Annotated in this window: 23 protein-coding genes; 9 read left to right on the top strand and 14 right to left on the bottom strand. The window is 65.9% G+C overall.

Annotated elements, in window-relative coordinates; translation table 11 throughout:
• Nucleotides 1-15: 15 nt before the first annotated feature.
• Complete coding sequence (gene hisA, locus RJT48_RS00990; protein ID WP_311170364.1) at nt 16-741, bottom strand: 1-(5-phosphoribosyl)-5-[(5-phosphoribosylamino)methylideneamino]imidazole-4-carboxamide isomerase; 726 nt, start codon at nt 739-741, stop codon at nt 16-18.
• A 46-nt stretch (nt 742-787) separates the two neighbouring features.
• A complete protein-coding gene (locus tag RJT48_RS00995; RefSeq protein ID WP_311170365.1) occupies nt 788-1,018 on the bottom strand; it encodes a DUF7860 family protein in 231 nt (76 codons plus the stop codon).
• 98 nt (nt 1,019-1,116) lie between these two features.
• Between RJT48_RS00995 and RJT48_RS01000 the strand changes: the two genes are divergently transcribed.
• The 4 genes from RJT48_RS01000 (at nt 1,117) to RJT48_RS01015 (ending at nt 4,337) form a co-directional block, all read left to right on the top strand.
• Entirely contained in the window at nt 1,117-1,374 is a 258-nt protein-coding gene (locus RJT48_RS01000) for a DUF8151 family protein (RefSeq protein WP_311170366.1), read from the top strand.
• Nucleotides 1,375-1,456: 82 nt separating this feature from the next.
• Entirely contained in the window at nt 1,457-2,824 is a 1,368-nt protein-coding gene (gene glmM, locus RJT48_RS01005; protein WP_311170367.1) for a phosphoglucosamine mutase, read from the top strand.
• A gap of 271 nt (nt 2,825-3,095) precedes the next feature.
• On the top strand, nt 3,096-3,308 hold the full coding sequence (locus tag RJT48_RS01010) for a DUF1328 domain-containing protein (RefSeq protein WP_311170368.1): 213 nt from the start codon (nt 3,096-3,098) through the stop codon (nt 3,306-3,308).
• Nucleotides 3,309-3,506: 198 nt separating this feature from the next.
• Nucleotides 3,507-4,337: a YihY/virulence factor BrkB family protein gene (locus RJT48_RS01015; RefSeq protein WP_311170369.1), complete on the top strand. Its 831-nt coding sequence runs from the start codon at nt 3,507-3,509 to the stop codon at nt 4,335-4,337.
• A 107-nt stretch (nt 4,338-4,444) separates the two neighbouring features.
• Here the strand turns inward: RJT48_RS01015 and RJT48_RS01020 are convergent, their stop codons facing one another.
• Genes RJT48_RS01020 through hisI form a run of 3 tightly spaced genes read right to left on the bottom strand, consistent with a single transcriptional unit; the run spans nt 4,445 to nt 6,258 of the window.
• The gene (locus tag RJT48_RS01020; RefSeq protein WP_311170370.1) at nt 4,445-4,705 is read right to left on the bottom strand and encodes a hypothetical protein; all 261 of its coding nucleotides are present in this window, start codon (nt 4,703-4,705) and stop codon (nt 4,445-4,447) included.
• The gene (locus RJT48_RS01025) at nt 4,705-5,883 is read right to left on the bottom strand and encodes a DUF7118 family protein (RefSeq protein WP_311170371.1); all 1,179 of its coding nucleotides are present in this window, start codon (nt 5,881-5,883) and stop codon (nt 4,705-4,707) included. Before RJT48_RS01025 ends, RJT48_RS01020 begins: the two co-directional genes overlap by 1 nt.
• 6 nt (nt 5,884-5,889) lie before the next feature.
• The gene (gene hisI / locus RJT48_RS01030; protein ID WP_311170372.1) at nt 5,890-6,258 is read right to left on the bottom strand and encodes a phosphoribosyl-AMP cyclohydrolase; all 369 of its coding nucleotides are present in this window, start codon (nt 6,256-6,258) and stop codon (nt 5,890-5,892) included.
• Nucleotides 6,259-6,471: 213 nt separating this feature from the next.
• Here hisI and RJT48_RS01035 point away from each other — a divergent pair, with 213 nt between their 5' ends.
• Nucleotides 6,472-7,131, top strand: coding sequence for a GAF domain-containing protein (locus RJT48_RS01035; RefSeq protein WP_311170373.1), 660 nt, complete (start codon nt 6,472-6,474; stop codon nt 7,129-7,131).
• 93 nt (nt 7,132-7,224) lie between these two features.
• Here RJT48_RS01035 and RJT48_RS01040 read toward each other — a convergent pair whose 3' ends face one another.
• The 6 genes from RJT48_RS01040 to RJT48_RS01065 form a co-directional block, all read right to left on the bottom strand.
• The gene (locus tag RJT48_RS01040; protein ID WP_311170374.1) at nt 7,225-8,208 is read right to left on the bottom strand and encodes an A24 family peptidase; all 984 of its coding nucleotides are present in this window, start codon (nt 8,206-8,208) and stop codon (nt 7,225-7,227) included.
• A 107-nt stretch (nt 8,209-8,315) separates the two neighbouring features.
• The gene (locus RJT48_RS01045) at nt 8,316-8,447 is read right to left on the bottom strand and encodes a hypothetical protein (RefSeq protein ID WP_311170375.1); all 132 of its coding nucleotides are present in this window, start codon (nt 8,445-8,447) and stop codon (nt 8,316-8,318) included.
• 48 nt (nt 8,448-8,495) lie between these two features.
• A complete protein-coding gene (locus RJT48_RS01050) occupies nt 8,496-9,371 on the bottom strand; it encodes a class I SAM-dependent methyltransferase (protein ID WP_311170376.1) in 876 nt (291 codons plus the stop codon).
• Between the two features lie 5 nt (nt 9,372-9,376).
• The gene (locus RJT48_RS01055; RefSeq protein WP_425604685.1) at nt 9,377-9,748 is read right to left on the bottom strand and encodes a hypothetical protein; all 372 of its coding nucleotides are present in this window, start codon (nt 9,746-9,748) and stop codon (nt 9,377-9,379) included.
• Between the two features lie 395 nt (nt 9,749-10,143).
• Nucleotides 10,144-12,036 (bottom strand): PAS domain S-box protein, encoded by a 1,893-nt coding sequence (locus tag RJT48_RS01060; RefSeq protein WP_311170377.1) that lies wholly within the window; start codon nt 12,034-12,036, stop codon nt 10,144-10,146.
• A complete protein-coding gene (locus RJT48_RS01065; RefSeq protein WP_311170378.1) occupies nt 12,023-13,495 on the bottom strand; it encodes an ATPase domain-containing protein in 1,473 nt (490 codons plus the stop codon). Before RJT48_RS01065 ends, RJT48_RS01060 begins: the two co-directional genes overlap by 14 nt.
• Before the next feature lie 235 nt (nt 13,496-13,730).
• On the opposite strand from RJT48_RS01065, the gene RJT48_RS01070 reads away from it, so the two are divergent.
• The 3 genes from RJT48_RS01070 to RJT48_RS01080 all read left to right on the top strand — a co-directional run bounded on the left by RJT48_RS01070 (nt 13,731) and on the right by RJT48_RS01080 (nt 15,357).
• The gene (locus tag RJT48_RS01070) at nt 13,731-14,348 is read left to right on the top strand and encodes a helix-turn-helix transcriptional regulator (RefSeq protein WP_311170379.1); all 618 of its coding nucleotides are present in this window, start codon (nt 13,731-13,733) and stop codon (nt 14,346-14,348) included.
• Between the two features lie 171 nt (nt 14,349-14,519).
• Nucleotides 14,520-14,954 carry a hypothetical protein gene (locus tag RJT48_RS01075; RefSeq protein ID WP_311170380.1) on the top strand — a complete coding sequence of 145 codons (435 nt, stop codon included), beginning with the start codon at nt 14,520-14,522 and terminating at the stop codon, nt 14,952-14,954.
• A 58-nt stretch (nt 14,955-15,012) separates the two neighbouring features.
• Nucleotides 15,013-15,357 carry an SHOCT domain-containing protein gene (locus tag RJT48_RS01080; protein WP_311170381.1) on the top strand — a complete coding sequence of 115 codons (345 nt, stop codon included), beginning with the start codon at nt 15,013-15,015 and terminating at the stop codon, nt 15,355-15,357.
• Nucleotides 15,358-15,625: 268 nt separating this feature from the next.
• On the opposite strand, the gene RJT48_RS01085 is transcribed toward RJT48_RS01080, so the two are convergent.
• The 3 genes from RJT48_RS01085 to merA form a co-directional block, all read right to left on the bottom strand.
• On the bottom strand, nt 15,626-16,507 hold the full coding sequence (locus tag RJT48_RS01085) for an alpha/beta fold hydrolase (protein ID WP_311170382.1): 882 nt from the start codon (nt 16,505-16,507) through the stop codon (nt 15,626-15,628).
• Between the two features lie 4 nt (nt 16,508-16,511).
• Entirely contained in the window at nt 16,512-16,697 is a 186-nt protein-coding gene (locus RJT48_RS01090; RefSeq protein WP_311170383.1) for a hypothetical protein, read from the bottom strand.
• 110 nt (nt 16,698-16,807) lie between these two features.
• Nucleotides 16,808-18,265: a mercury(II) reductase gene (gene merA / locus RJT48_RS01095; protein ID WP_311170384.1), complete on the bottom strand. Its 1,458-nt coding sequence runs from the start codon at nt 18,263-18,265 to the stop codon at nt 16,808-16,810.
• Between the two features lie 77 nt (nt 18,266-18,342).
• Between merA and RJT48_RS01100 the strand changes: the two genes are divergently transcribed.
• On the top strand, nt 18,343-18,687 hold the full coding sequence (locus RJT48_RS01100; RefSeq protein ID WP_311170385.1) for a winged helix-turn-helix transcriptional regulator: 345 nt from the start codon (nt 18,343-18,345) through the stop codon (nt 18,685-18,687).
• Nucleotides 18,688-19,159: the final 472 nt, after the last annotated feature.

Genomic DNA, 19,159 nt, shown 5'->3' on the forward strand with positions numbered 1-19,159 from the left:
CGAGAGTAATCAGTATCAAACGTCCATCGCGGCCGAGAGCGTGAACGTCCCCTCGTAGAGCGCGGTGCCGACGACGACGGCCGCCGCGCCCGCCTCCCGGAGCGCCCGGACGTCGTCCAGCGAGGCGACGCCGCCGGAGGCGACCACGGGGATGTCGACGGCGTCGACGACCCGGCGGGTCACGTCGGTCTGGACGCCGCCGAGTTGGCCCTCGACGTCGACGTCTGTGAAGAGGATCGCGCCCGCGCCCAGCTCCTCGTAGCGCGCCGCGGCCTCGGCGGGGTCGAGGCCGGTGCTTTCAGTCCACCCGGCGACCAGGACTTCGCCGTCTTTGGCGTCGAGGCTCACCATCACGCGCCCGGGGTACTCGTCGCTGATCTCGGCGACCAGTTCGGGCTCCTCGACGGCAGCGGTCCCGAGGATCACGCGGGCCACGCCGCGGTCCAGCAGGTCGGCCGCGTCCGCGGCAGTCCGGATCCCGCCGCCCAGTTGCACCGGGACGTCGACGGCGTCGACGACAGCCTCGACAGCCGCCGCATTTTCGCGCTCGCCCTCGAAGGCGCCGTCGAGATCCACGAGATGCAGCGTCTCGGCGCCCGCTTCGACCCAGCGTTCCGCGGCCGCGACCGGATCGCCGTAGCGCTTCTCGGTTCCGCGCTCGCCCTGAACGAGCTGGACCACCTCGCCGTCCTGCATATCGACGGCGGGCACGACCTCGAAGGTGGGAAACGGGTCAGTCATACTCGGGGGTCCGGCGGGGAGCGGCCTAAAGTCTCCGGACCGGACCTTACTCCGTCAACGGCAGCACGATCCCGAACACGAACGGCGAAAGCAGGGCGAGCAACACGCCGATCCACTCCGCGTCGACGAGGAGCCTGTGTTCCCACGCGGGGACGGCGATGCCGGTAGCGCCGATCGCGAGTTCGCCGATCGCACCCAGCGCGAACAGTCCGAGGCCGAGGAAAAAGCCGCCCCTGGTGAGCCGCGCGTAGTTCAGGTCGCGGTGACGTCCTGTCATCTCTACCGGAGCGGTGGCCGCCCCCGCCCGACTACTTTTCGATCCGCGCCCGGCCGGCAACCGAAAGAGCCTCAACAGCGACCCCGGAACCGGGCAGTATGACGTGGGCTCTGCTCGAACTGTTGCCGGCCGTGCTGGAACTGTCGCTTTTCGGCGTCGCGTCGGTCGGGCTCTCGCTGCTCGGCGCTTACATCGAACGGTTCGCCGTCTCGACGGCACAACATGGCGACCTGCTCTTGGCGCTGTGGATGGCGGTGATGGGCGCCGTGGCGCTGTACTTCGGCTACCTCGTCGCTGTCGACAAGTTCCTCCCGACGCTGACCGAGTTCGTGGAGAGTCCGCCCGCCAACGAGTGAGGCGGTCGGCCGTGGGGCTCTCTGGAGACTGTTGCGCACCGGGTCGCAACCACTTTTACCGCGCACCGTGGAGTACCCCGCAATGAAACTGTTCGGTTCGAGCGGAACCCGGGGGGTCGTCGGCGACGGCCTGACACCCGAGTTCGTCCTCCGTATCGCCAAGGGGGCCGGGACGGTGTGGGATGCCGACCGGATCGCCGTGGCGCGGGACACCCGGACCTCGGGCGAGATGCTCTCGAATGCGGCCGCAAGCGGCCTCGCGAGTGTCGGCGTCGACGTCGACCGACTGGGTCCGGCGCCGACCCCGAGTGCGGTCCGCTACGCCGGCGAGACCGAGCAGCCGGCGCTCGTGATCACGGCCTCGCACAACCCCGCGGAGTACAATGGGGTGAAACTCGTCGGCGCCGACGGGATCGAACTCGGGATCGACGACCTCGAAACGATCGAGAACCACGTGCTCGAAGAGCGCTTTGCGACCGCCGCGTGGGACGGGGTCGGCGACGTCCGCGAGGTCGGCTCTGCGAACCGCGAGTACGTCGCGGATCTGCTCGACTCGGTCGACCGCGAGGCCATCGCCGACGCGGACCTCACCGTCGCGCTGGATCCGGGCGGCGGGGCCGGCGCGCTGACGAGCCCCCAGTTCTTCCGGAAACTCGGCTGCGACGTCGTCACGGTCAACGCCACGCCCGACGGCCACTTCCCCGGCCGGCAGCCCGAACCCACCGAGGAGCACCTCGACGACCTCCGCGCACTGGTGACGGCCGCCGCCGCGGACGTCGGCATCGCCCACGACGGCGACGCCGACCGGGCGGTGTTCGTCGACGAGACCGGCGCGTTCGTGCCTGGCGAGTCCTCACTCGCGGCACTCGCTGCCGCCGAACTCGACGCGGGCGACACTGCAGTCGCCGCTGTCAACGTCTCCCAGCGCCTGGTCGACGTCTGTACGGAGGCAGGCGCGACGCTGGAGTTGACGCCGATCGGATCGACCAACATCATCACGCGCATCCGACAGCTCCGCGCGGAGGGCACACACGTCCCGATCGCCGGCGAGGGCAACGGCGGGATCTTCTACCCTGGGTACCGACTCGTCCGCGACGGCGCGTTCGTCGGCGCGAAGTTCCTCGAACTCGTCGCCGAGCGACCGGTCTCGGAGCTCGTCGCCCCCTACTCTGCGTACGAGAACGTCCGTATCAACCTCCCTTACGAGACCGACGCCGAACTCGACGCGATGTTGGACACCGCCGCGGAGTACGCCGCATCCGCGGACGCAGAGCCGGATACGACCGACGGCTATCGGCTCGACTACGGTGACGCGTGGGTGCTGGTCCGTCCCTCCGGCACCGAGCCGAAGGTGCGCGTCTACGCGGAGGCACGTGACGCCGACCGCGCACGGACGCTCGCGGAGGAAGTGGCCGAACCGCTCCGGGAGGCGGCGGCAGCGGTCGAGTGACGGCCCAGGGACGATCGGGGTTTCCCTTCACAGCGAGGGCGGTACAGAAGTTGAGACACCGGAGAGCGGGGCGTGACAGATAGTCCACGAGCGCTACAGCCGCACAGAATCACCCTCCTTCGGAGAGCTATCCCCACACGTCGGTGCGGTACCGTTGACGTGATTCGTGGTCTCTCGTTCTTGGGGGAAAAATCTTGTAACTCGATTGATCAAAAATGCAGACACGGTAAAAAAGTCGGAATGTCATACGTATGCACACTCAACTAAAGATATGAAGAACAGTGTTTTGGATGTGTCGGCGCCAGCACAGTTAGCCCCACTGCAGTTTGGCGGGGGATTCATCGAACTCGCAATCCTGTTCCTGATACTCGCGGTCGTCGCGGGGATTCTCGGTGCGAGGGGGATTGCGGGGCTCAGTATGGAGATAGCCAAATGGCTTGTTATCATATTCATCGCTCTGGCTATCATCTCCTTCGTCCTCTAAGCTGGCGGTGTTTCGAGGAGATGATTGAGACAGCGCTGACGACTTTGCTCATCGGCCTATCTATCGGATTCATCCGGCTTCCAAGAGGCGTAACGACGGGAGTCGCTCCGATAAAGAAGGTAGCTGAAGCAGATCGCGCTGACGAATGGCCTGCGTTCCCAACCGCCGGCAGCGGCGGGTGTCTCTAGAGGGAAAACGATGAGCTTCGATACCCAGATCGGCCGATACGTCCTCGCCCCTCTGGAGGGCACTGCCTCGACCATCCGAGCTGTGGTTGCCCTCGCGATGGACCGCAATCTCACGTATCTGGCGGCTGGTATCGCCTACTACGCCTTCGTCTCGATCATCCCGCTGATACTGCTCACTGTGGCGGTTGCGTCGTTCGCCGGCGGCGAAGCACTGGCGGATCGCGTTACAGGTATGCTCAGCCAACAGCTCTCGTCAGCGGGTCAGGACAGTGTGACCCGGACGCTCACGAACACCACCGGTCGAGGGGCTGCGTCCCTCGTCGGGTTCGTCGGGCTGGCCTGGAGCGCCCTGAAACTCTTTCGCGGCCTCGACCAGGCGTTCGACGAGTTGTACCTCGACGGCGTGGACACATCGCTGCTCGGACAGGTCCGGAACGGGCTCGTCGTGGTGGTCGGAATCGCGTTCGCCATCGGACTGGTCGTCGCCGTCGGCGTCGCACTCTCGTTCCTGCCGCTCGAACTTCCCTTTATCAACGTGTCCGGGTCGCTACTGCTGACCGCCGTTCTTGCACTCGCGTTTCTGCCGATCTACTACGTGCTCCCGCCGGTCGAGGTGTCGATCGCGGAGGTGCTTCCGGGAGCAGCCGTCACCGCTGGCGGGTGGGTGCTTCTACAGATCGGGTTCCGGCTCTACGCGGCAAACGCCTCCCGCTTCGGGGCCTACGGGATGATCGGCGCCATCCTCCTGTTTGTCACGTGGCTGTACTACGCCAGTATCGTCGTCCTGCTCGGCGGCGCGGTCAACGCCGTCCTCCGCGAGGCCAGGCTCGAAATCGGGTAGCTTCCCCGGTAGCGTTCCGGCGTATACGGGTCTTTAGGATGGATACAGTCTCTGTCTCTTCGGCAGATGTTCAAAAGCGGTGTGTCAAATTTTCTGTGCCGTCCTCCTCACAGCGCCAGGATCCCGAACAGCAGACAGAGCAATCCCAGCGCGAGCAGGACGACTCCGCGCTCGAACGAGCGGTCTCTCGTGGTCGGAGCCGCGTCTTCAGTCTTCGTTTCGCCGGCGTCGAGCCAGTCGGTCGGGTGGCCGACCAGGCCGCTGTCGCCCCGGAGTCGCCGGATCGCACGCCTCGTTTTGAGCGCTCGCAGCCCGTAATAGATCGAGAGCGTGCCCACGGCGAACGCGACCGCCGTGACGATCTCCATCAGTCGCCGTCGAGGGCGGCACTGAGTCGATCCCGGGCGTCGCGGAGCCGATCCAGTTCCGCCGCTGCCGCACCCGAGCGGACGTGCTCGCGCTCTTCGGCGTCGAGTTCCTCGTGGGCGCGGGCGGCGAATCTGAGCTCCTCGTAGTCGTCCCGCCGGGTCAGGTCCCGCACTGTTCTGAGCCTCGTGATCGTCGACTCCGCGGCGAATCGCCGCAAGAGCGACGAGGCTTCGCGCACCCACCAGCGGAGCGCCGCCGCGGACGGCGGCGGCAGCGACACCGTCAGCGGCTCGGCCGAGAGGCGTTCGAGGAACGTCCGGTGGACGGCCACCGTGGTCTGGAGCAGCCCGGGGTCCTCGGCGTAGTGATCCAGTTTCGAGCCGGTGTAATCGGCGTAATCCAGGAGTGTCGGAATCGGCTCGTCGGCGTCGGGACTCTCGCGGGCGAACTCCCGGAGGTCGCGCGGTGGCGGCCGGAACTCCACGAGCGGGAACGACTCGGTACGCTCGAGGAACTCCACGACTTCCGTGGCGGGCGCCGACTCGTAGAACGACGCGAAATCGGCTGTCACAGCGTCGTTGTACGCTTCGATCGGGTCCTGAATCTCCTCGACCGGCGCGTCTAGGTCGACGTCGGCGAAGGCGAGCATCTCCTCTCGTCGCTCGATCTCACTGTCGAGGTCTCTGAGAGCGAGCCTCGCGTTCCGACGGGCGGTCGAAAGGCCTTCCTTCGTATCCTCGCGACGCTCCAGGAGGTCGACGTACTCCGCGGCGGGTTCGAGATCCGTTCGGGCGCCCTCGAAGTGCTCCTCGCTCAGCCGGCGGCGGTCCATCCGCTCGGCGGCGTCTTCGAAGGCGTCGTGGGCCGGGACGTCCTCGTCGAGGTCCTCGACGAGACCGAGAAAGCGATCCTGGAACTCGACGTACGCCTGGAAGTCGCCCGTGCCGGTCGCCGAATCCTCGTATCGGTCCAAGAGCCGGACCGCCTTCCGGTAGGTGTCGGCGGCGTCGACGACCGCCTCCTCGCCGACGCGTTCGATGCGGGATTCCACCTCCTCGCGACGCTCGCGGGCGTCCCGGAGGTCGTGGATGCGGGCCTCGGCCTCGTCGATGTACGACTGGACCGCTTCGTCCCCGTCGGCGCCGTCACCCCCGGTTCGCTGTCCTGAGCCGACCATCAGTACTCACTCGTAGACCGCGTCCGGGTCGAACACCTGTTCGCCGACGTGTTCCCCGTCGACCGTGCGGTAGAAACACGACCGGTGTCCGGTGTGGCACGCGCCGCCGGTCTGTTCGACGAGATACAGCAACGTGTCGGCGTCGCAGTCGACGCGGATCTCCCGAACTGACTGGGTGTGGCCGCTGGTCGCGCCCTTCTCCCAGAGTTCCTCGCGGCTGCGCGAGTAGTAGTGGGCACGCCCCGTCTCCCGCGTCCGTTCGAGCGCCTCCGGCGAGACGTACGCCAGCATCAACACCTCCCCGGTGTCTGCATCCTGTGCGACGGCGGGGACGAGTCCGTCCGCGCCGAAATCGACGTCGACGTCGTCAGTCATCGTTTCGACCGAAGCGTGTCCGGCCGATAGGTCTTTTGCCACCACTGGTCCCCGGTCGCCCCTCGCAGAGCGACGACTCCGTTCGGAAGAACGGGACTCCGTCGCCGTCTGACTGTTTCCTGCCGGCACACTGCGCCTGTACGCGTCAATCACAAATGTTATTGCACACACTGGTTCATTCGCTGATACGACTGTTAGTCGGTACACCTCACCATGTCAAGCACTTCCCCGGGGGCAGGGACTGTAGACACGAATCATTTGCTGGATGTGTGGGAAGACCTGTGTGACCCCTCACTGACGTCCGACGACAAACTGTCGCGGCTGTTCGAGCACGAAACCGAGGTCCTGGAACTCCCATATGGGTTCCTGACTCGGATCGACGAGACGGCGGACACACAGTTGATCGAATCTGCACACGGGGGCCACGACCTGCTGCAGGCCGGCGAAACGGCGCCGCTCTCGGAGACGTACTGCCGGGAGACGGTCCGGGCGCCAGACGGCGTCTTCCACGTCGACAACGCCGCCGAAGAGGGCTGGACCGACGACCCAGCCTACGACCGATTCGGGCTCGGGACGTATCTCGGTGCGACAGTCGGGAGCACGGAGTCCGTCTACGGAACGCTCTGTTTTGCGAGCACGGAGCCCCGTGAGACGGCCATCAGCGACTCGGAGCGCCGGTTCGCGAAGCTGCTGGCCGAGTGTGTCAACGACGTACTGCGGAACCGGCTCACGTGTTCCTGTGGGACGGTGCTCGCCGTTGCCTCCGATCCGACCACGGACGGCGAAGTGACGTCAATCGTCGAGTGTGAAAACTGCGGCAGCGAGTACGCCGTGACTACCTCGCGGCTCGACGAGCTGCCGATCGGCCTGTAGCGCTGGCTCGTCGGGTTCGGGGATGTTGCCGTACGTCGTGAGTCAGTAGCTTCCGGATCTCTCCTGTCTCGATCCGTGCTTTTGTGATCAGTATCAGACGACGCCGACCGCACCCAGCGCACCGAAGACGAGATCCCCGTAGGTGAACGCCAGAAGCGTTCCCACGAACATCGGGACGATAAACGGAATCCCCGGGGAGATCCACACTTCCTCGCGGTCGACGACGATCTCCAGGCCGCCGCGTAGCTTCTCCGGCGACGTTCCGTAGGCCGTCCCCTCGATGTCGTCGAGGAACGCTTCAGCACCCCACGGATCGTCGAAGTCGCTTTCCCCGGTGTCCGACTCATACTCGGGCGTGCCCCCGTCGGTCGCGACGCCCACTGCGCCGTCGGTGGGATCGTGCGTCTCGCCGATGCTCGCGGGGTCGCGGAAGCGCCCCGGTTCAGCCCGGAGTTCCGCGAGCGTCGTCCCGCGCCACCGGAGGTACATCCGCAGCGCGTCGATGTCGAGCCCGTTTCGCGAGAACCCATCGGGGGTCTCGAACAGGCGGCCGTGTGCGTCGGGGAGTGCGTTGATATCCACGCGGCGGCCGAGGAACGACACCGGAAACTGCAGGTCACCGTCGAGAAGGTTCCGCCCGGCCAACGCGAGCGGATACGCGGCCGCGAGGACGACGGTGTTCGTCAGGACCGTCATCGAGAAGACGCCGAGCGTGGTCCGAACGTCCGGGAGCGTAAACCCCGCGAAGTAGTAGGTCGGAAATGTCGGCAGCAGAATCGCGACCGTGATGAGGGCCTTCGCGTCGGCGCCGCCGAACCCACCGAGCCGCCAGAATATGTAGGCGATCGGCGCGACGAGAAAGAGGCTGATCGCGACACGGACGAAAAACAGGACGTCGGCGGCGGCCGCAAACGAGAGATGGCCGAGAGCGTCCCACACGAGCAGGAGGACACCGAGGCCGACCAGCGGGTACCAGGTCCGGCTCGGTACCCGTCTGGTCTCGATGTCCCGCCACGCCGCCCACCCGAGTACCGGGAGGATCGCCAACCGGAGGAGATCAGACACGCCAGCGAACATACAGGGGAAGCGAACCCGGGGGAGTTGTACTTTGCGTCTGCGCCGGAGACGCGACTCCGGGGGAGGATCGAATCACCGAAAATACAGGTGACGCAGTCGGGGAACGATCAGTTCGAGCCGACGGCCAACTCGACGTCCGCGGAGTCGCAGTTCGGACAGCGCACGTCGCCGTCGGCGCTGCCAGCCGCGTCGGCGTTCGTGAAGTTGTTGCTACAGTCCCCGCAAACGCACAGGCCCACGGACCCGGGGATCGTCCCCGAACAGGCCCTCGAGTGTGCTGATGTGGCTCATTTCGGAACGGCCGTGATAATCCCGTGTCTGAGATACGGCAGGGCGGCGTGGGCGCGCCGCACCTGCGTCGTAATCCGCTCGGGATCGAGGCCGGCGGCACGGAGCAGCCGATAGAGCAGCGGTCCCAGCGGGCTCCGCGAGAGCGCGAGAAACGCCGTCGTCCACGTCCGGAACCGCCCGACGCTGTTGGCCGTGATATCCTCGAACGGCTCCACCGCGAAGCCCGCGGCTTCGAGCGCCCGTCGATAGCCGGTGAACGTCCCGGGCGGCTGCATATCCCACGCTGTCGCGAAAGACTCCACGTGCCCGCGTTCTCGCCCGTCGAGTCCCGACCGGGTCAAGAGGTCCGAGACGACGAGAACGCCGTCCGAATCGAGGACGTCTGCGAGTGCCGAGAAGACAGCCGCCCGGTCGGGCACGTACACGAGGGAATCGACTGCCGCACACGCGGCGAAGGACCCTGGCGCGAACGGTAACTGCGTCGCATCGCCGACGACGAACTCGGCGTCGACTGCACGGTCCCGGGCGTTCTCGCGTGCGCGCCGGATGTTGTACGGTACCAGATCGATCCCAGAGACGTCGAATCCGAATCGCTCCGCGAGCGTGATCGCCGGTCCCCCGCGGCCGCAGCCGACGTCGAGCAACCGGGTTCCCGTCGTGGTCGGCAGCCGCGCGGCGAGTCGTTGGCCGACCTGGTCGGCGAGCCGTCGCTGGGGGGACCCGAGGAGGTGCGGCCGGTACCGCTCGGAGAAGCCGAGGTTGAGAAACGCGTCGGTGTCGAGGATGAGATCGAACGCGCGCCAGACGTCGGCGCGCTCGCCCCGGTAGGAGAACTGCTCTGCGATGCGCCGACGGATGGGTAGCGGATCCATTCGCCCTACTCCATCTCGGAGACTTCCGAGTAGCAGTGCTCCGACGCCGTACAGTAGTCGAAGTCATTACAACTCCGTGGTCGCTGATAGTCGATTCCCTTGTGTCGCCGCAGGTACGTCACGTACCCGTCGTCGACCCGGTCGAGGACGTCGTGACAGAGCCACCGTGCCCCGAACCACGTGGCGCCGAGGTTCCGGTACGGACACAGGAACACCGTCCGCTCGGTCGCGTCGACGCGGGGCGTCTCGACGATACGGACGCCGACGATTCGGTAGGCGATGCGGAGCCGTCTGACGACCGCCTCGGGGGTGTGGGCACCGAGAAAGAGAACGTGCGCAATCGCGTACCCGAGGTCGTGCAGGATCCGTCTGAGCATTGTTGGGTCTCTGGTTGCCCACCGGCAAGAATCTTGAGCAGCGTAGCTCCCACGAGGGGCGGTCGTTCGCCGACCGAACTCCGCAGCGGCCGCCTCTCCGCCGGATGCGTCTTCGCCGGATGCGTTTCCGCCGGCCGCCTCTCCGCCGGATGCGTTTCCGCCGGATGCGTCTTCGCCGGGGTGCGTCTTCACTGGATGCGTCTTCGCCGGGGTGCGTCTTCACTGGATGCGTCTTCGCCGGGGTGCGTCTTCACTGGATGCGTCTTCGCCGGGGTGCGTCTTCACTGGATGCGTCTCCGCCGGGGTGCGTCAACGATTGCTACCGGGAGCCCGTTGCCGTCGGCCGGTGGATCCACGGGGACGTCGCAGGGCAAAATCGATGCCGTCAGGGAGGGTCACTGCGGGAGGACGATTTCGACGACGTTCCCGCCGGCCCCGTTGGGTTCGTGGGAGATCGACCCGCCCGTCCGGCTGACGATCAGGTTGACGAGCCACAGCCCCAGGCCGCTTCCGTGGAAGGTCGCCGTCTGTCCCTCGTCGCCCAGTAACACGGCCCGCTCCATCTCCGGGATCGTGGAGCCGTCGTCTCTGACTGTGAGACGGACGTTGTCGGCTTCACGACGGGCACTCACCCCGACCTCGGTCGTCTCGTGGTCGTTGTGGACGACGGCGTTTTCGACCAGTTCCTCGAGCGCCGTTCCGAAGTGGTCCGACGCGGAGACGGTTAACTCGCCCTGACAGTCGGTTTCGATCGAGACGCCCGAGAACCGACCGCTGATGTCGTCCACGACGCGTTCGATCAGTTTCTCGAGGTCGATATCGACCGGCCGTGGCGGCTCCGACAGCACCTCGGTGATCGCCCGTTCCTTCTCGGCCAACGCCATCAGTTCCCCGCTCTTGTCGATGATCCGCTGGGCCTCGTCGGCAATCGACTCCTCGCAGCGAGCCTGGATCGACTCGGCCCGTCCCTGGATCACGTTGATGTCGTTCCGGAGGTTGTGCCGGAGGATCCGCCCGAGGATGCGCAACTGGGCTTCGCGTTGCTTGCGGTCGGTCACGTCCTGCTGGAAGCCGACGTAGTTGAGCACCTCCCCCTCGTCGTCCCTGACGGGGGCGATGTTCAGGTGGTTCCAGAACTCCGTGCCGTCTTTCCGGTAGTTGCGAATGTCGATGGCGATTGGTTCCTCCGCTTCGATCGCCTCGCGGATCCGCGCGACCCGCTCGGAGTCGGTGTTTTCGCCCTGGGGGAACCGACAGTTGCGACCGACGGCCTCCTCACGGGAGTACCCCATCAGCTCCTCGAAGGCCTCGTTCACGTAGATCAGCGGGTTGTCTGGCTCTTTGGGATTGGAGATACTGACGCCGATGGGCGCTCGTTCGATGGCCTGGGTGCGCCGTTCGAGCGTCTCCTCGCGCTGCTTTCGCTCGGTAATGTCCCGCTGGACGGCGACGAACGCGACGAATCGCCCCTCGCCGTCGGTGACGGGCGCGATCGTCTGGTCGGCGTAGTACAGTTCCCCGTCCTTTCGTCGGTCGATGACCTCAGCGCTCCAGACGTCGCCGGCGAGGACGGTCTCCCAGAGCTCCTCGAAGTAGCTGTCCGGCATCTCCCCGGAGTTCAGGAGCTGGGGCGTCTGGCCGACCGCCTCCGACGCGCTGTAGCCGGTGATATCCTCGAACGCCGGATTGACGTACTTGATCGTGCCGTCCCGGTCGGTGATGTACACGGCGTGCCCCGAGTCCTCGACGGCCCGCCGGAACAGTTCCAGTTTGCTCGTCCGCGCCTGAAGCTGGAGCGACTGGGAGCGAAGCCGGAGCAGCGCCCGGATCCGCCACGCCAGTTCCGTCTGCCGGATCGGCAGGGAGACGATCTCGTCGATCGTCGTCGCGAACACGTTGTCGGCGATCTCGCCGTCGTCGATCCCGATCACGTCGGTTCGCTGCTCGGGGAGCAAAAGCAACACTGGGAGCAGCACTGGTCGGGCGTTGGCTTTGAGCCGCTTGAGTTCGCTGCCGAACTCCCGGAGCGCGCCCTCGTCGGTGATGCAGAGGTCGAACTCGGCGTCCGCAATCGGCGTGTCGACGTCGGCGGCGCGGTAGGTATCGTGGCCGTCGAGCCATTCGGCGAGCACCCGCTGGTTGCCGCTGTCGGCCAAAAGCGGGTAGATCGTCGGCGGCCCCTCGATCTCCGGTGACACGGCCCGTCCCTCGAGGAGGTCGTCCAGCGGGTCACCGTCCGTATCGGTGGCCGCTTCCGTGGGTTCCGCCGAGTGCTCAGTCGGTGGCATCGTCCCACTCCGGCGTCCCTGTCAGGATCCCGCGGAGGTCGGTCAGCGGTTCGCCGACGTGCAGCCCCTTCTCGGTGATTTCGAGTTCGCGGAGTCGCGGCTCGTAGTCGCTCGTTCGCATCTTCAACACACCGATCACCTTCCGGAGTTTCCCCTTGTACTCGACGTGTCGGAGGATGACGATGCTGTCGGCGAGGTGACTGATCCGCTGTTCGGTCGCCTGGAACGATCCCGTGATCTGGTGGACCTCGTTCGTGATCAGTCCGGTCACGTTCGCGTTCCGGAGGTACTGCCCGATGTCGACGAGGTGTTCCATCGGCGCCCCATCGAAGCCGACGAGCGACTGCTCGAACCCGGTCGTCCCGTCGATCGCGATCACCTCGGCGTCGCGCTCTTCGACCTCCGTCCGGACGCGTGAAGTGAACTCGTCGACAGTGAGCCCCTCGGTCCCGAGTTCCTCGACTCGGAGCGTCCCCCGCTCGATCAGCTCCGCGACGGGGATGTTGACTGCTTCCGCCCGATCGAGCAGCGTCCGGGTGTTCTCCTCGAAACTGTACAGGACCGACCGCTGGCCGCGGTCGGCGGCTTCCTGCAGGAACTGCAGCGCCGTCGTCGTCTTCCCCACGCCCGTGGGGCCGCTGAAGAGCGTGACCGTCCCCGTCGTGAGGCCCCCGGACAGCAGCTGGTCGAGTTCGGGGATCCCCGACGAGAGGGTCGTTCGTGGCCCGTCGACCCGGAATCGCCCCGGATCGAGTCGCGGCCAGACGGACATCCCCTCCTCGGTGATCGCGAGCGTGTGTTGGCCCGTGCGGGCGGCCGAGCCCCGGAACTTCGAGACGGAGACCGTCCGCCGGTCGGCCCCTTCCGCGACGTTGAGGACGGCGTCGACCAGAAACTGGAGTTCGTCGTCGGGCATCGACTGGGCGGCCTGAGAGGTCAAAAGGACTGTCGCGCCCTCGGCTTTGAGGAAGTCCAACAGGCTCAGAATCTGCGTCCGGAACTGGTGTTCGTCGGTCGTGAGATATCGGAACTCTGTCGCGGGATCGACGACGACGCGGTCGGGATCGATCGCCTCGACCTCCTCGCGGATCTCGTCGACGAGCGACGGGCCCTCGACCTCCGCCGAACTGAAGAGATCGTACGTCGTCTCCGTCTGGAACTCCTCGCCGGACGGCGACAGCGTGAGGAATTCCACGGGATCGATGTCGAGGCCGAACGCCCGCGCCGTATCGCGGATGTACGCACTCGGTTCGCCGAGATTGACGTACAGTCCCGTTTCACCGGCCTCGACGCCGCTGGCGAGGAAGTGGAGGCCGAGGATCGTCTTGCCTGACCCGGGTGCACCCCGAACGAGTGTCGCCGACCGGGGTCGCAGCCCACCGTTGAGAACTTCGTCCAACCCCCCAACGCCCGTCGTCAGACGCTCTGAGGCCGGGTGTTCACTCCCGTTCGTACCCATTGTCCGAAAGCAGGCGCGACGTGGACATAACTGTTGTCGCCAGTTTTCAGGGGTGATTCTCCGCCACTAATCCGGATCGATCGAAGTATATCTTGTGGTCTCTCGGTCGCACTATCGGTCGACTGGACCGATTCGAGCGGCGAAGTCCGCGGTCGTATCGAACCGCAACTGGTTCGCCCATCCCGGACGAAGAGGAACCTATGAACTTCGAGCACCTCCAGGCGGGGTGTGCCGTATGAACCGGCACCGAGCGGACGTCGTCGCCGCAGCGCTCGTCGGACTCGTACTCCTGATCGGGAGCGTCCTCAGTTGGCAGGCGTTCCGACAGCGTCGCGCCCTCGACGCTTCGATGGGATCGATGATGGACGGCTCGATGACATCGATGCACGGGCCGAACCCGCTGTGGTACGTCCTCGGCACGCTCGTCCTCGCGGCCGTCGTCGCCGGGCTATACCTCGCGATCCGTTCGGGAATCCCGACCGAGGACGACAGCGCACGTGGTGAGTCGTCGTCTGCCGCCAGCGCCGGAGGTGAGTCGCCGGCGGCGACACCCGAGCCGTCCCCCGGCGAGCAGGAGCCTCCCGAGTCGGGGACCGCCGCAATCAACCCCGAGGCCCAGCCACAGGCGCGCGTCCTCGATCTGCTGCCGGACGACGAGCGTCGGATCCTCGAACCCGTGCTCTCCTCGCCGGGGATCACGCAGATCGAACTGCGCGACCGGTCCGGGTTCTCGAAAAGCAAAGTGAGTCAAACGGTGAGCGGTCTGGAGTCCCGCGGGTTGTTGTACCGGGAGCGACAGGGGCGAACCTACCGAATCTATCCGAGCGAGGACCTCCAGGACGCCGACCACTGACGGCGAATCGACGGCGGCGGTGCTTCCGTCCGAATTCGGGCTCGATGAACGATTCTCACGATGACGAACGGTTAGATCACGCGATAAACGCTCTAAGACGATCTCCTGGCCGAGTTCACGCCCACGGAGCTAACCCGGGAGACCCCGTAGACGGAGATGAGGCGAACGAAAATGAACACCAGAACATTCGGACGCACGCTGTTCGTGGCGCTTGCGGTACTCGGTCTCGCACTCGCCGCCCCCGCAGTGGGTGCACACGGCGACGCCCCGGCGACTGACGAGGCACCGACGGCTGACACGAACGCGACGGACCGGAGCGGGTGGATGCTCGGGGAGATGACCGAGCGCCTGGGGCCGGGCGCTGCCGAACGGATGGCGTCGCACGCCGGAATGTCCGGTGACTGGATGAACTCCTCGGCACACGCCGCCCACGACAACCACGCTCACGGGGACCACCACAGCGACACGACGCACAGCGACCACCACAGCGACACGACGCACAGCGACCACCACAGCGACACGACGCACAGCGACCACCACAGCGACACGACGCACAGCGACCACCACAGCAGCACTGGCACGCATCAGCAGGGCCACGGACGCTAGTCCGTCCCCGTGCAATGCACCCGAACAACCACACCAAACACACGAACCCACTGACACGATGACCCGAACGACCGACACCATCGGACGGATCGCTCGACGAACGACGGCGCTCGCGCTCCCGCTGCTCGTCGCAGCGACCGGCACGGCCGCTGCTCACACCGGCAGCGGCAGCGGGATGATGGGCGGCTGGGGCCTCTTCGGCGGGACGATGGGCTTCGTCGGACTGCTCTGGATGGGCCTGCTCCTAGGCGTGCCGCTGTTTCTCGTCTACGCGTATTTCGACCGACGCTCGGACGAACGCGACGAACGGCCGCTGGCCGTCCTCCGGGAGCGGTACGCCCGCGGCGAACTCTCGGACGACGAGTTCGAACGGCGGCGGGAGGAACTGCAGCGCACGCGATGACCGCGGGGCGGCGAGCCAGCGGTCATTTTTCCGGTAACGCCGTGCGATCGCGTTTCCGGCTACGTCCCGAGTTCCGGTCTGAGTACGCGCCACGAGCCTCTCGACCATACTGCTGCCGTAGACGGCAGCGTGGGCGCCGACGGTCGAGATACGGTCCCCGTCGTACGGCGGAATCTTCGCCAAGGCCATCGTTTGCTTCCCCCGTCTGCGTCCGCGGGGCTCATCCGGGTTGCGTTCGCGCGGCTCATCGGGTGTGCGTTCGCGGGACTCATCGGAGATGCTCGATGATGTGGCCGGTCACGTCCTCGGGGTACTCGTGGTGGACCCAGTGTGTTCCCTTCGGAACGCGTTCGAGCCGCCCGTCGTCGCAGTAGTCGACGCTCCGTTCGGCCATCTCCGCGAGCAGATACTCGTCGCGCTCGCCCCAGACCACGAGCGTCGGGGGCCCCACGCGCGCTCTCGGTGGATCTTCGCGGTAGCGAAACAGCGCGCGGTACCAGTTTATCATCCCGGTGAGTCCCCGGTCCCACGCCGCCCGGTACCGCTCGATGTCTTCCTCGGTGAAGGTCCCCGGCTTCGCGTCCCGCAGGCTGTCGGCAAACGGCCGATAGTTCATCTGCCGCTGGGCCCACTCGGGGAACCGCGGGACCTGGAAGAAGAACATATACCAGCTCTTCGCCAGTTGTCGCGGGTTCGACGTCAGCGTCTTCTGGAAGGCCCTCGGATGCGGCACGTTGACGATGCCGAGCCGGTCGACGGATCCGGGATGGCGCAGCGCGAGGTCCCACGCGACGCCCGCACCCCAGTCGTGCCCCACGACGTGGGCCGACTCCCGGCCTTCTGATTCGATCAGTTCGACGATATCGCGCGACAGTTCGGTGATCCGGTAGGGGTAAACGCCCTCCGGCTTTTCGCTGTGGTTGTAGCCGCGCTGGTCGGGCACCAGTACGCGATACCCGGCGTCGACGAGCGGAGCGGTCGAGCGGTGCCAGCTATACCAGAACTCCGGAAAGCCGTGCAGCAGGACGACGAGGGGGTCGTCCTCGTCGCCGGCCGTGACGACGTGCAACCGGACGTCGTTTACCTCCCGATACTCGGAGGTGACTTCGGGATCCGCCAGTATCGACGCGTCGGTCGCCGGTCGAGCCATCCGCTCAGGCTACCTCCGTGACGGCGGCGGCCGTCGCTGGGGAACACCCGGGTATCCGGGTGGCGGTCGTCGTGGACGTCGGCCCATCGAGTTCGCGCTCGGAGCGGGATCGTGCGATCGACAGGCCGCGAACCGTCACCCCCTTTTCCGACCGGACAGGGAGTTCGATTTCGGCGTGGTCGTCGATCATACCGCCATTTCGAGTCATACGATCAAATATGTGCGGCTGGGGTGGCCGGAGACCGCTCAGATTCGAGCTGAAACCACCGAGGAAGGACCGTTCCGAGATTCCAATCGGGACTACTCGACGCAACAGCTCATCTTCGACGTGTCGCGGCGGAACGCCTGACAGGCGTGCTTGAACGCCTCCGAGAACGTCGGGAACGGGTGGATCGTGTCGATGATGTCGTCGACGGTCAGCCCGAACTTGACGGCCAGGGTCGCCTCGGAGATCATATCCGCGGCCCGCGGCCCGACCATATGGACGCCGACGATCTCGTCGGTCTCGTGGTGCTTGAGGACCTGGACGAGTCCGTCCGTGTTCTTGACGGCTTTCGCTCGCGGCACGTCGTCCATCTGGACAGTCCGGCACGAACAGGTGCCATACTCGGCGGTGTATTCGAGTTCGGTCGTCCCGACCGAGGCGACTTCCGGACTCGTGAACACGACTGCTGGGACCGCATCGTAGTCGATGCTGACGCCTTCCCCGCCGAACGCGTTCTTGACGGCGTGGTTGCCCTCCTTTGCGGCGACCGTCTCCAGTTCGGGCTCGCCGATCACGTCGCCGGCGGCGTACACGTCCGGGTTCGTCGTCCGGAAGTGCTCGTCGACGCGGATCGTCCCGTCGTCGTTCGTTTCGATCCCCGCAGTCTCCAGGCCGATTCCTCCGCTGTTGGGTCGGACGCCGGTCGCGACGAACAGCGCGTCCGCGGTGACCGTGCGCTCGGTGCCGTCGACGGCTGTTTCGACGGCGACGCCCGACTGTGTCGCCTCGCTTCCACCGTCGGTTGCCGGTGCGCACACGCGCTGGACGTCGTTGCCGGTGACCACGTCGATCCCTTCCGCCTCGAAGGCACGCTGCAGCTTGCGGCCGAGCTGGCCTTCCATCGCCGAGAGGACGCGCTCGGAGCGCTGGAGGATGGTCACGCCGACGCCGACACGGTGGAGGATCTGCCCCCACTCCAGTGCGACGTAGCCGCCCCCGACGATGACGATACTCTCCGGGAGGTCCCGCTCTTCGAGGATGGTCTCGCTCGTGTAGTAGTCGATCTCGTCGAGGCCGTCGATCGGCGGGGCCCACGGTGAGCTGCCGGTGGCAACGATGGCTTTCTCACCCGTGATTCGCACGCCCTCGTCGGGGCCGTCGACGACTTCGATAGCCGTCTCGTCGGTTAGCTGGCCGTAGCCCTCGTAGATGTCGGTCTCGAAGTGCTCGGCGACGTCGACGTAGTTCGACTCCCGGAACTGGTCGACGAGTCGGTCGGTGCCGTCCAGTGCGACCGCCCAGTCGACTGTCGGTTCGCCGTCGCTGTACCGGACCGCCTCGAACGGATTCTCCCCCGGTACGGCCGCCTTTTCCCCCAGCGCGAGGAGGTGCTTGCTGGGGATACAGCCGACGTTCACGCAGGTGCCGCCAAGCGGCAGGCCCGTGTTCACCATCGCGGTCGAGAGCCCACGGCCACTCGCTTCGGTGACGGCAGCGAACGACGCTGCACCGCCGCCGAGAATCACGAGATCATACGAATGTGGTTCTTCCATCGTGTCTTTAATTCACAATACGAAGTTATTATACTATGAAGTCCGAAGCTATAGAGTAGGTTGGAGGCTACAAAGTAATGGCAGATACGACGTCATCACCCCCTGTATGTGACGTCGACGGGACGTGTTACTGTCCGCTGACGGGCGTGATCGACACGCTCAGCCGGAAGTACGCGATGCAGTTGGTGAGCATCATCGGCGCCCACGACTCGCTTCGATTCGGAGAGATCGAAGCGCACCTCGCGAGCGCCAGCACCTCGACGATCTCCAGGCGACTGGACGAGTTCGCGGAGGCCGGACTGGTCTCGCGGACGCAGTACGACGAGATCCCGCCCCGCGTGGAGTACACGCTGACCGACGACGGCTACGAGGTCCGCGAACGGCTCGATCCGCTTCTGGAATGGGCGGAACAGCGGTCGTGAGGGTTTGCCCCGTCCGCTGAACTATCGTAGCGTTTGCAAGTCTTCACTCACACGATCGCACGCAGTCGTGCGATCGGATGTGCAATCAGTTGCAAACGCTACGATACGTTTCCGGATGGTTTTCAGACACTGTCGAGTAACGGCTGCGACGCCAGGAGCTACCGATGTGCCTTTCGGGTTCGACGGCGTCTCTCCCGGTATGAACGCAGATTCGACCGTGACTGCCGCGCGAAACGCACCCCCGAATCCGGTCGAGCGACGTCTGACGCGCAAAGACGAGTTCTACCACTACTCGGCCCGATCTGTTGTGACTACTAACTGAGCGTCAGCACGTCGCTTCTCGCCCGTGCATATTGCGGTGGCGATACTCCGGTTCTCTACAGGCGGAACAGGCCGAGTGCCTCGGGGCTTGACCCCGAGGCGGTTCACGAGGTTCTCAAACTACGATTCGACTCCCCCCAAGACTCGTCCA

This window comes from Halobellus ordinarius, assembly GCF_031823395.1.
Lineage (GTDB): Archaea > Halobacteriota > Halobacteria > Halobacteriales > Haloferacaceae > Haloquadratum > Haloquadratum ordinarius.

Excerpts from the sequence above, each read along its gene's own strand:
- hisA (WP_311170364.1), bottom strand. The coding sequence starts at position 741 with ATGACTGACCCGTTTCCCACCTTCGAGGTCGTGCCCGCCGTCGATATG.
- RJT48_RS00995 (WP_311170365.1), bottom strand. The coding sequence starts at position 1,018 with ATGACAGGACGTCACCGCGACCTGAACTACGCGCGGCTCACCAGGGGC.
- RJT48_RS01000 (WP_311170366.1), top strand. The coding sequence starts at position 1,117 with ATGACGTGGGCTCTGCTCGAACTGTTGCCGGCCGTGCTGGAACTGTCG.
- glmM (WP_311170367.1), top strand. The coding sequence starts at position 1,457 with ATGAAACTGTTCGGTTCGAGCGGAACCCGGGGGGTCGTCGGCGACGGC.
- RJT48_RS01010 (WP_311170368.1), top strand. The coding sequence starts at position 3,096 with ATGAAGAACAGTGTTTTGGATGTGTCGGCGCCAGCACAGTTAGCCCCA.
- RJT48_RS01015 (WP_311170369.1), top strand. The coding sequence starts at position 3,507 with ATGAGCTTCGATACCCAGATCGGCCGATACGTCCTCGCCCCTCTGGAG.
- RJT48_RS01020 (WP_311170370.1), bottom strand. The coding sequence starts at position 4,705 with ATGGAGATCGTCACGGCGGTCGCGTTCGCCGTGGGCACGCTCTCGATC.
- RJT48_RS01025 (WP_311170371.1), bottom strand. The coding sequence starts at position 5,883 with ATGGTCGGCTCAGGACAGCGAACCGGGGGTGACGGCGCCGACGGGGAC.
- hisI (WP_311170372.1), bottom strand. The coding sequence starts at position 6,258 with ATGACTGACGACGTCGACGTCGATTTCGGCGCGGACGGACTCGTCCCC.
- RJT48_RS01035 (WP_311170373.1), top strand. The coding sequence starts at position 6,472 with ATGTCAAGCACTTCCCCGGGGGCAGGGACTGTAGACACGAATCATTTG.
- RJT48_RS01040 (WP_311170374.1), bottom strand. The coding sequence starts at position 8,208 with ATGTTCGCTGGCGTGTCTGATCTCCTCCGGTTGGCGATCCTCCCGGTA.
- RJT48_RS01050 (WP_311170376.1), bottom strand. The coding sequence starts at position 9,371 with ATGGATCCGCTACCCATCCGTCGGCGCATCGCAGAGCAGTTCTCCTAC.
- RJT48_RS01055 (WP_425604685.1), bottom strand. The coding sequence starts at position 9,748 with ATGCTCAGACGGATCCTGCACGACCTCGGGTACGCGATTGCGCACGTT.
- RJT48_RS01060 (WP_311170377.1), bottom strand. The coding sequence starts at position 12,036 with ATGCCACCGACTGAGCACTCGGCGGAACCCACGGAAGCGGCCACCGAT.
- RJT48_RS01065 (WP_311170378.1), bottom strand. The coding sequence starts at position 13,495 with ATGGGTACGAACGGGAGTGAACACCCGGCCTCAGAGCGTCTGACGACG.
- RJT48_RS01070 (WP_311170379.1), top strand. The coding sequence starts at position 13,731 with ATGAACCGGCACCGAGCGGACGTCGTCGCCGCAGCGCTCGTCGGACTC.
- RJT48_RS01075 (WP_311170380.1), top strand. The coding sequence starts at position 14,520 with ATGAACACCAGAACATTCGGACGCACGCTGTTCGTGGCGCTTGCGGTA.
- RJT48_RS01080 (WP_311170381.1), top strand. The coding sequence starts at position 15,013 with ATGACCCGAACGACCGACACCATCGGACGGATCGCTCGACGAACGACG.
- RJT48_RS01085 (WP_311170382.1), bottom strand. The coding sequence starts at position 16,507 with ATGGCTCGACCGGCGACCGACGCGTCGATACTGGCGGATCCCGAAGTC.
- RJT48_RS01090 (WP_311170383.1), bottom strand. The coding sequence starts at position 16,697 with ATGATCGACGACCACGCCGAAATCGAACTCCCTGTCCGGTCGGAAAAG.
- merA (WP_311170384.1), bottom strand. The coding sequence starts at position 18,265 with ATGGAAGAACCACATTCGTATGATCTCGTGATTCTCGGCGGCGGTGCA.
- RJT48_RS01100 (WP_311170385.1), top strand. The coding sequence starts at position 18,343 with ATGGCAGATACGACGTCATCACCCCCTGTATGTGACGTCGACGGGACG.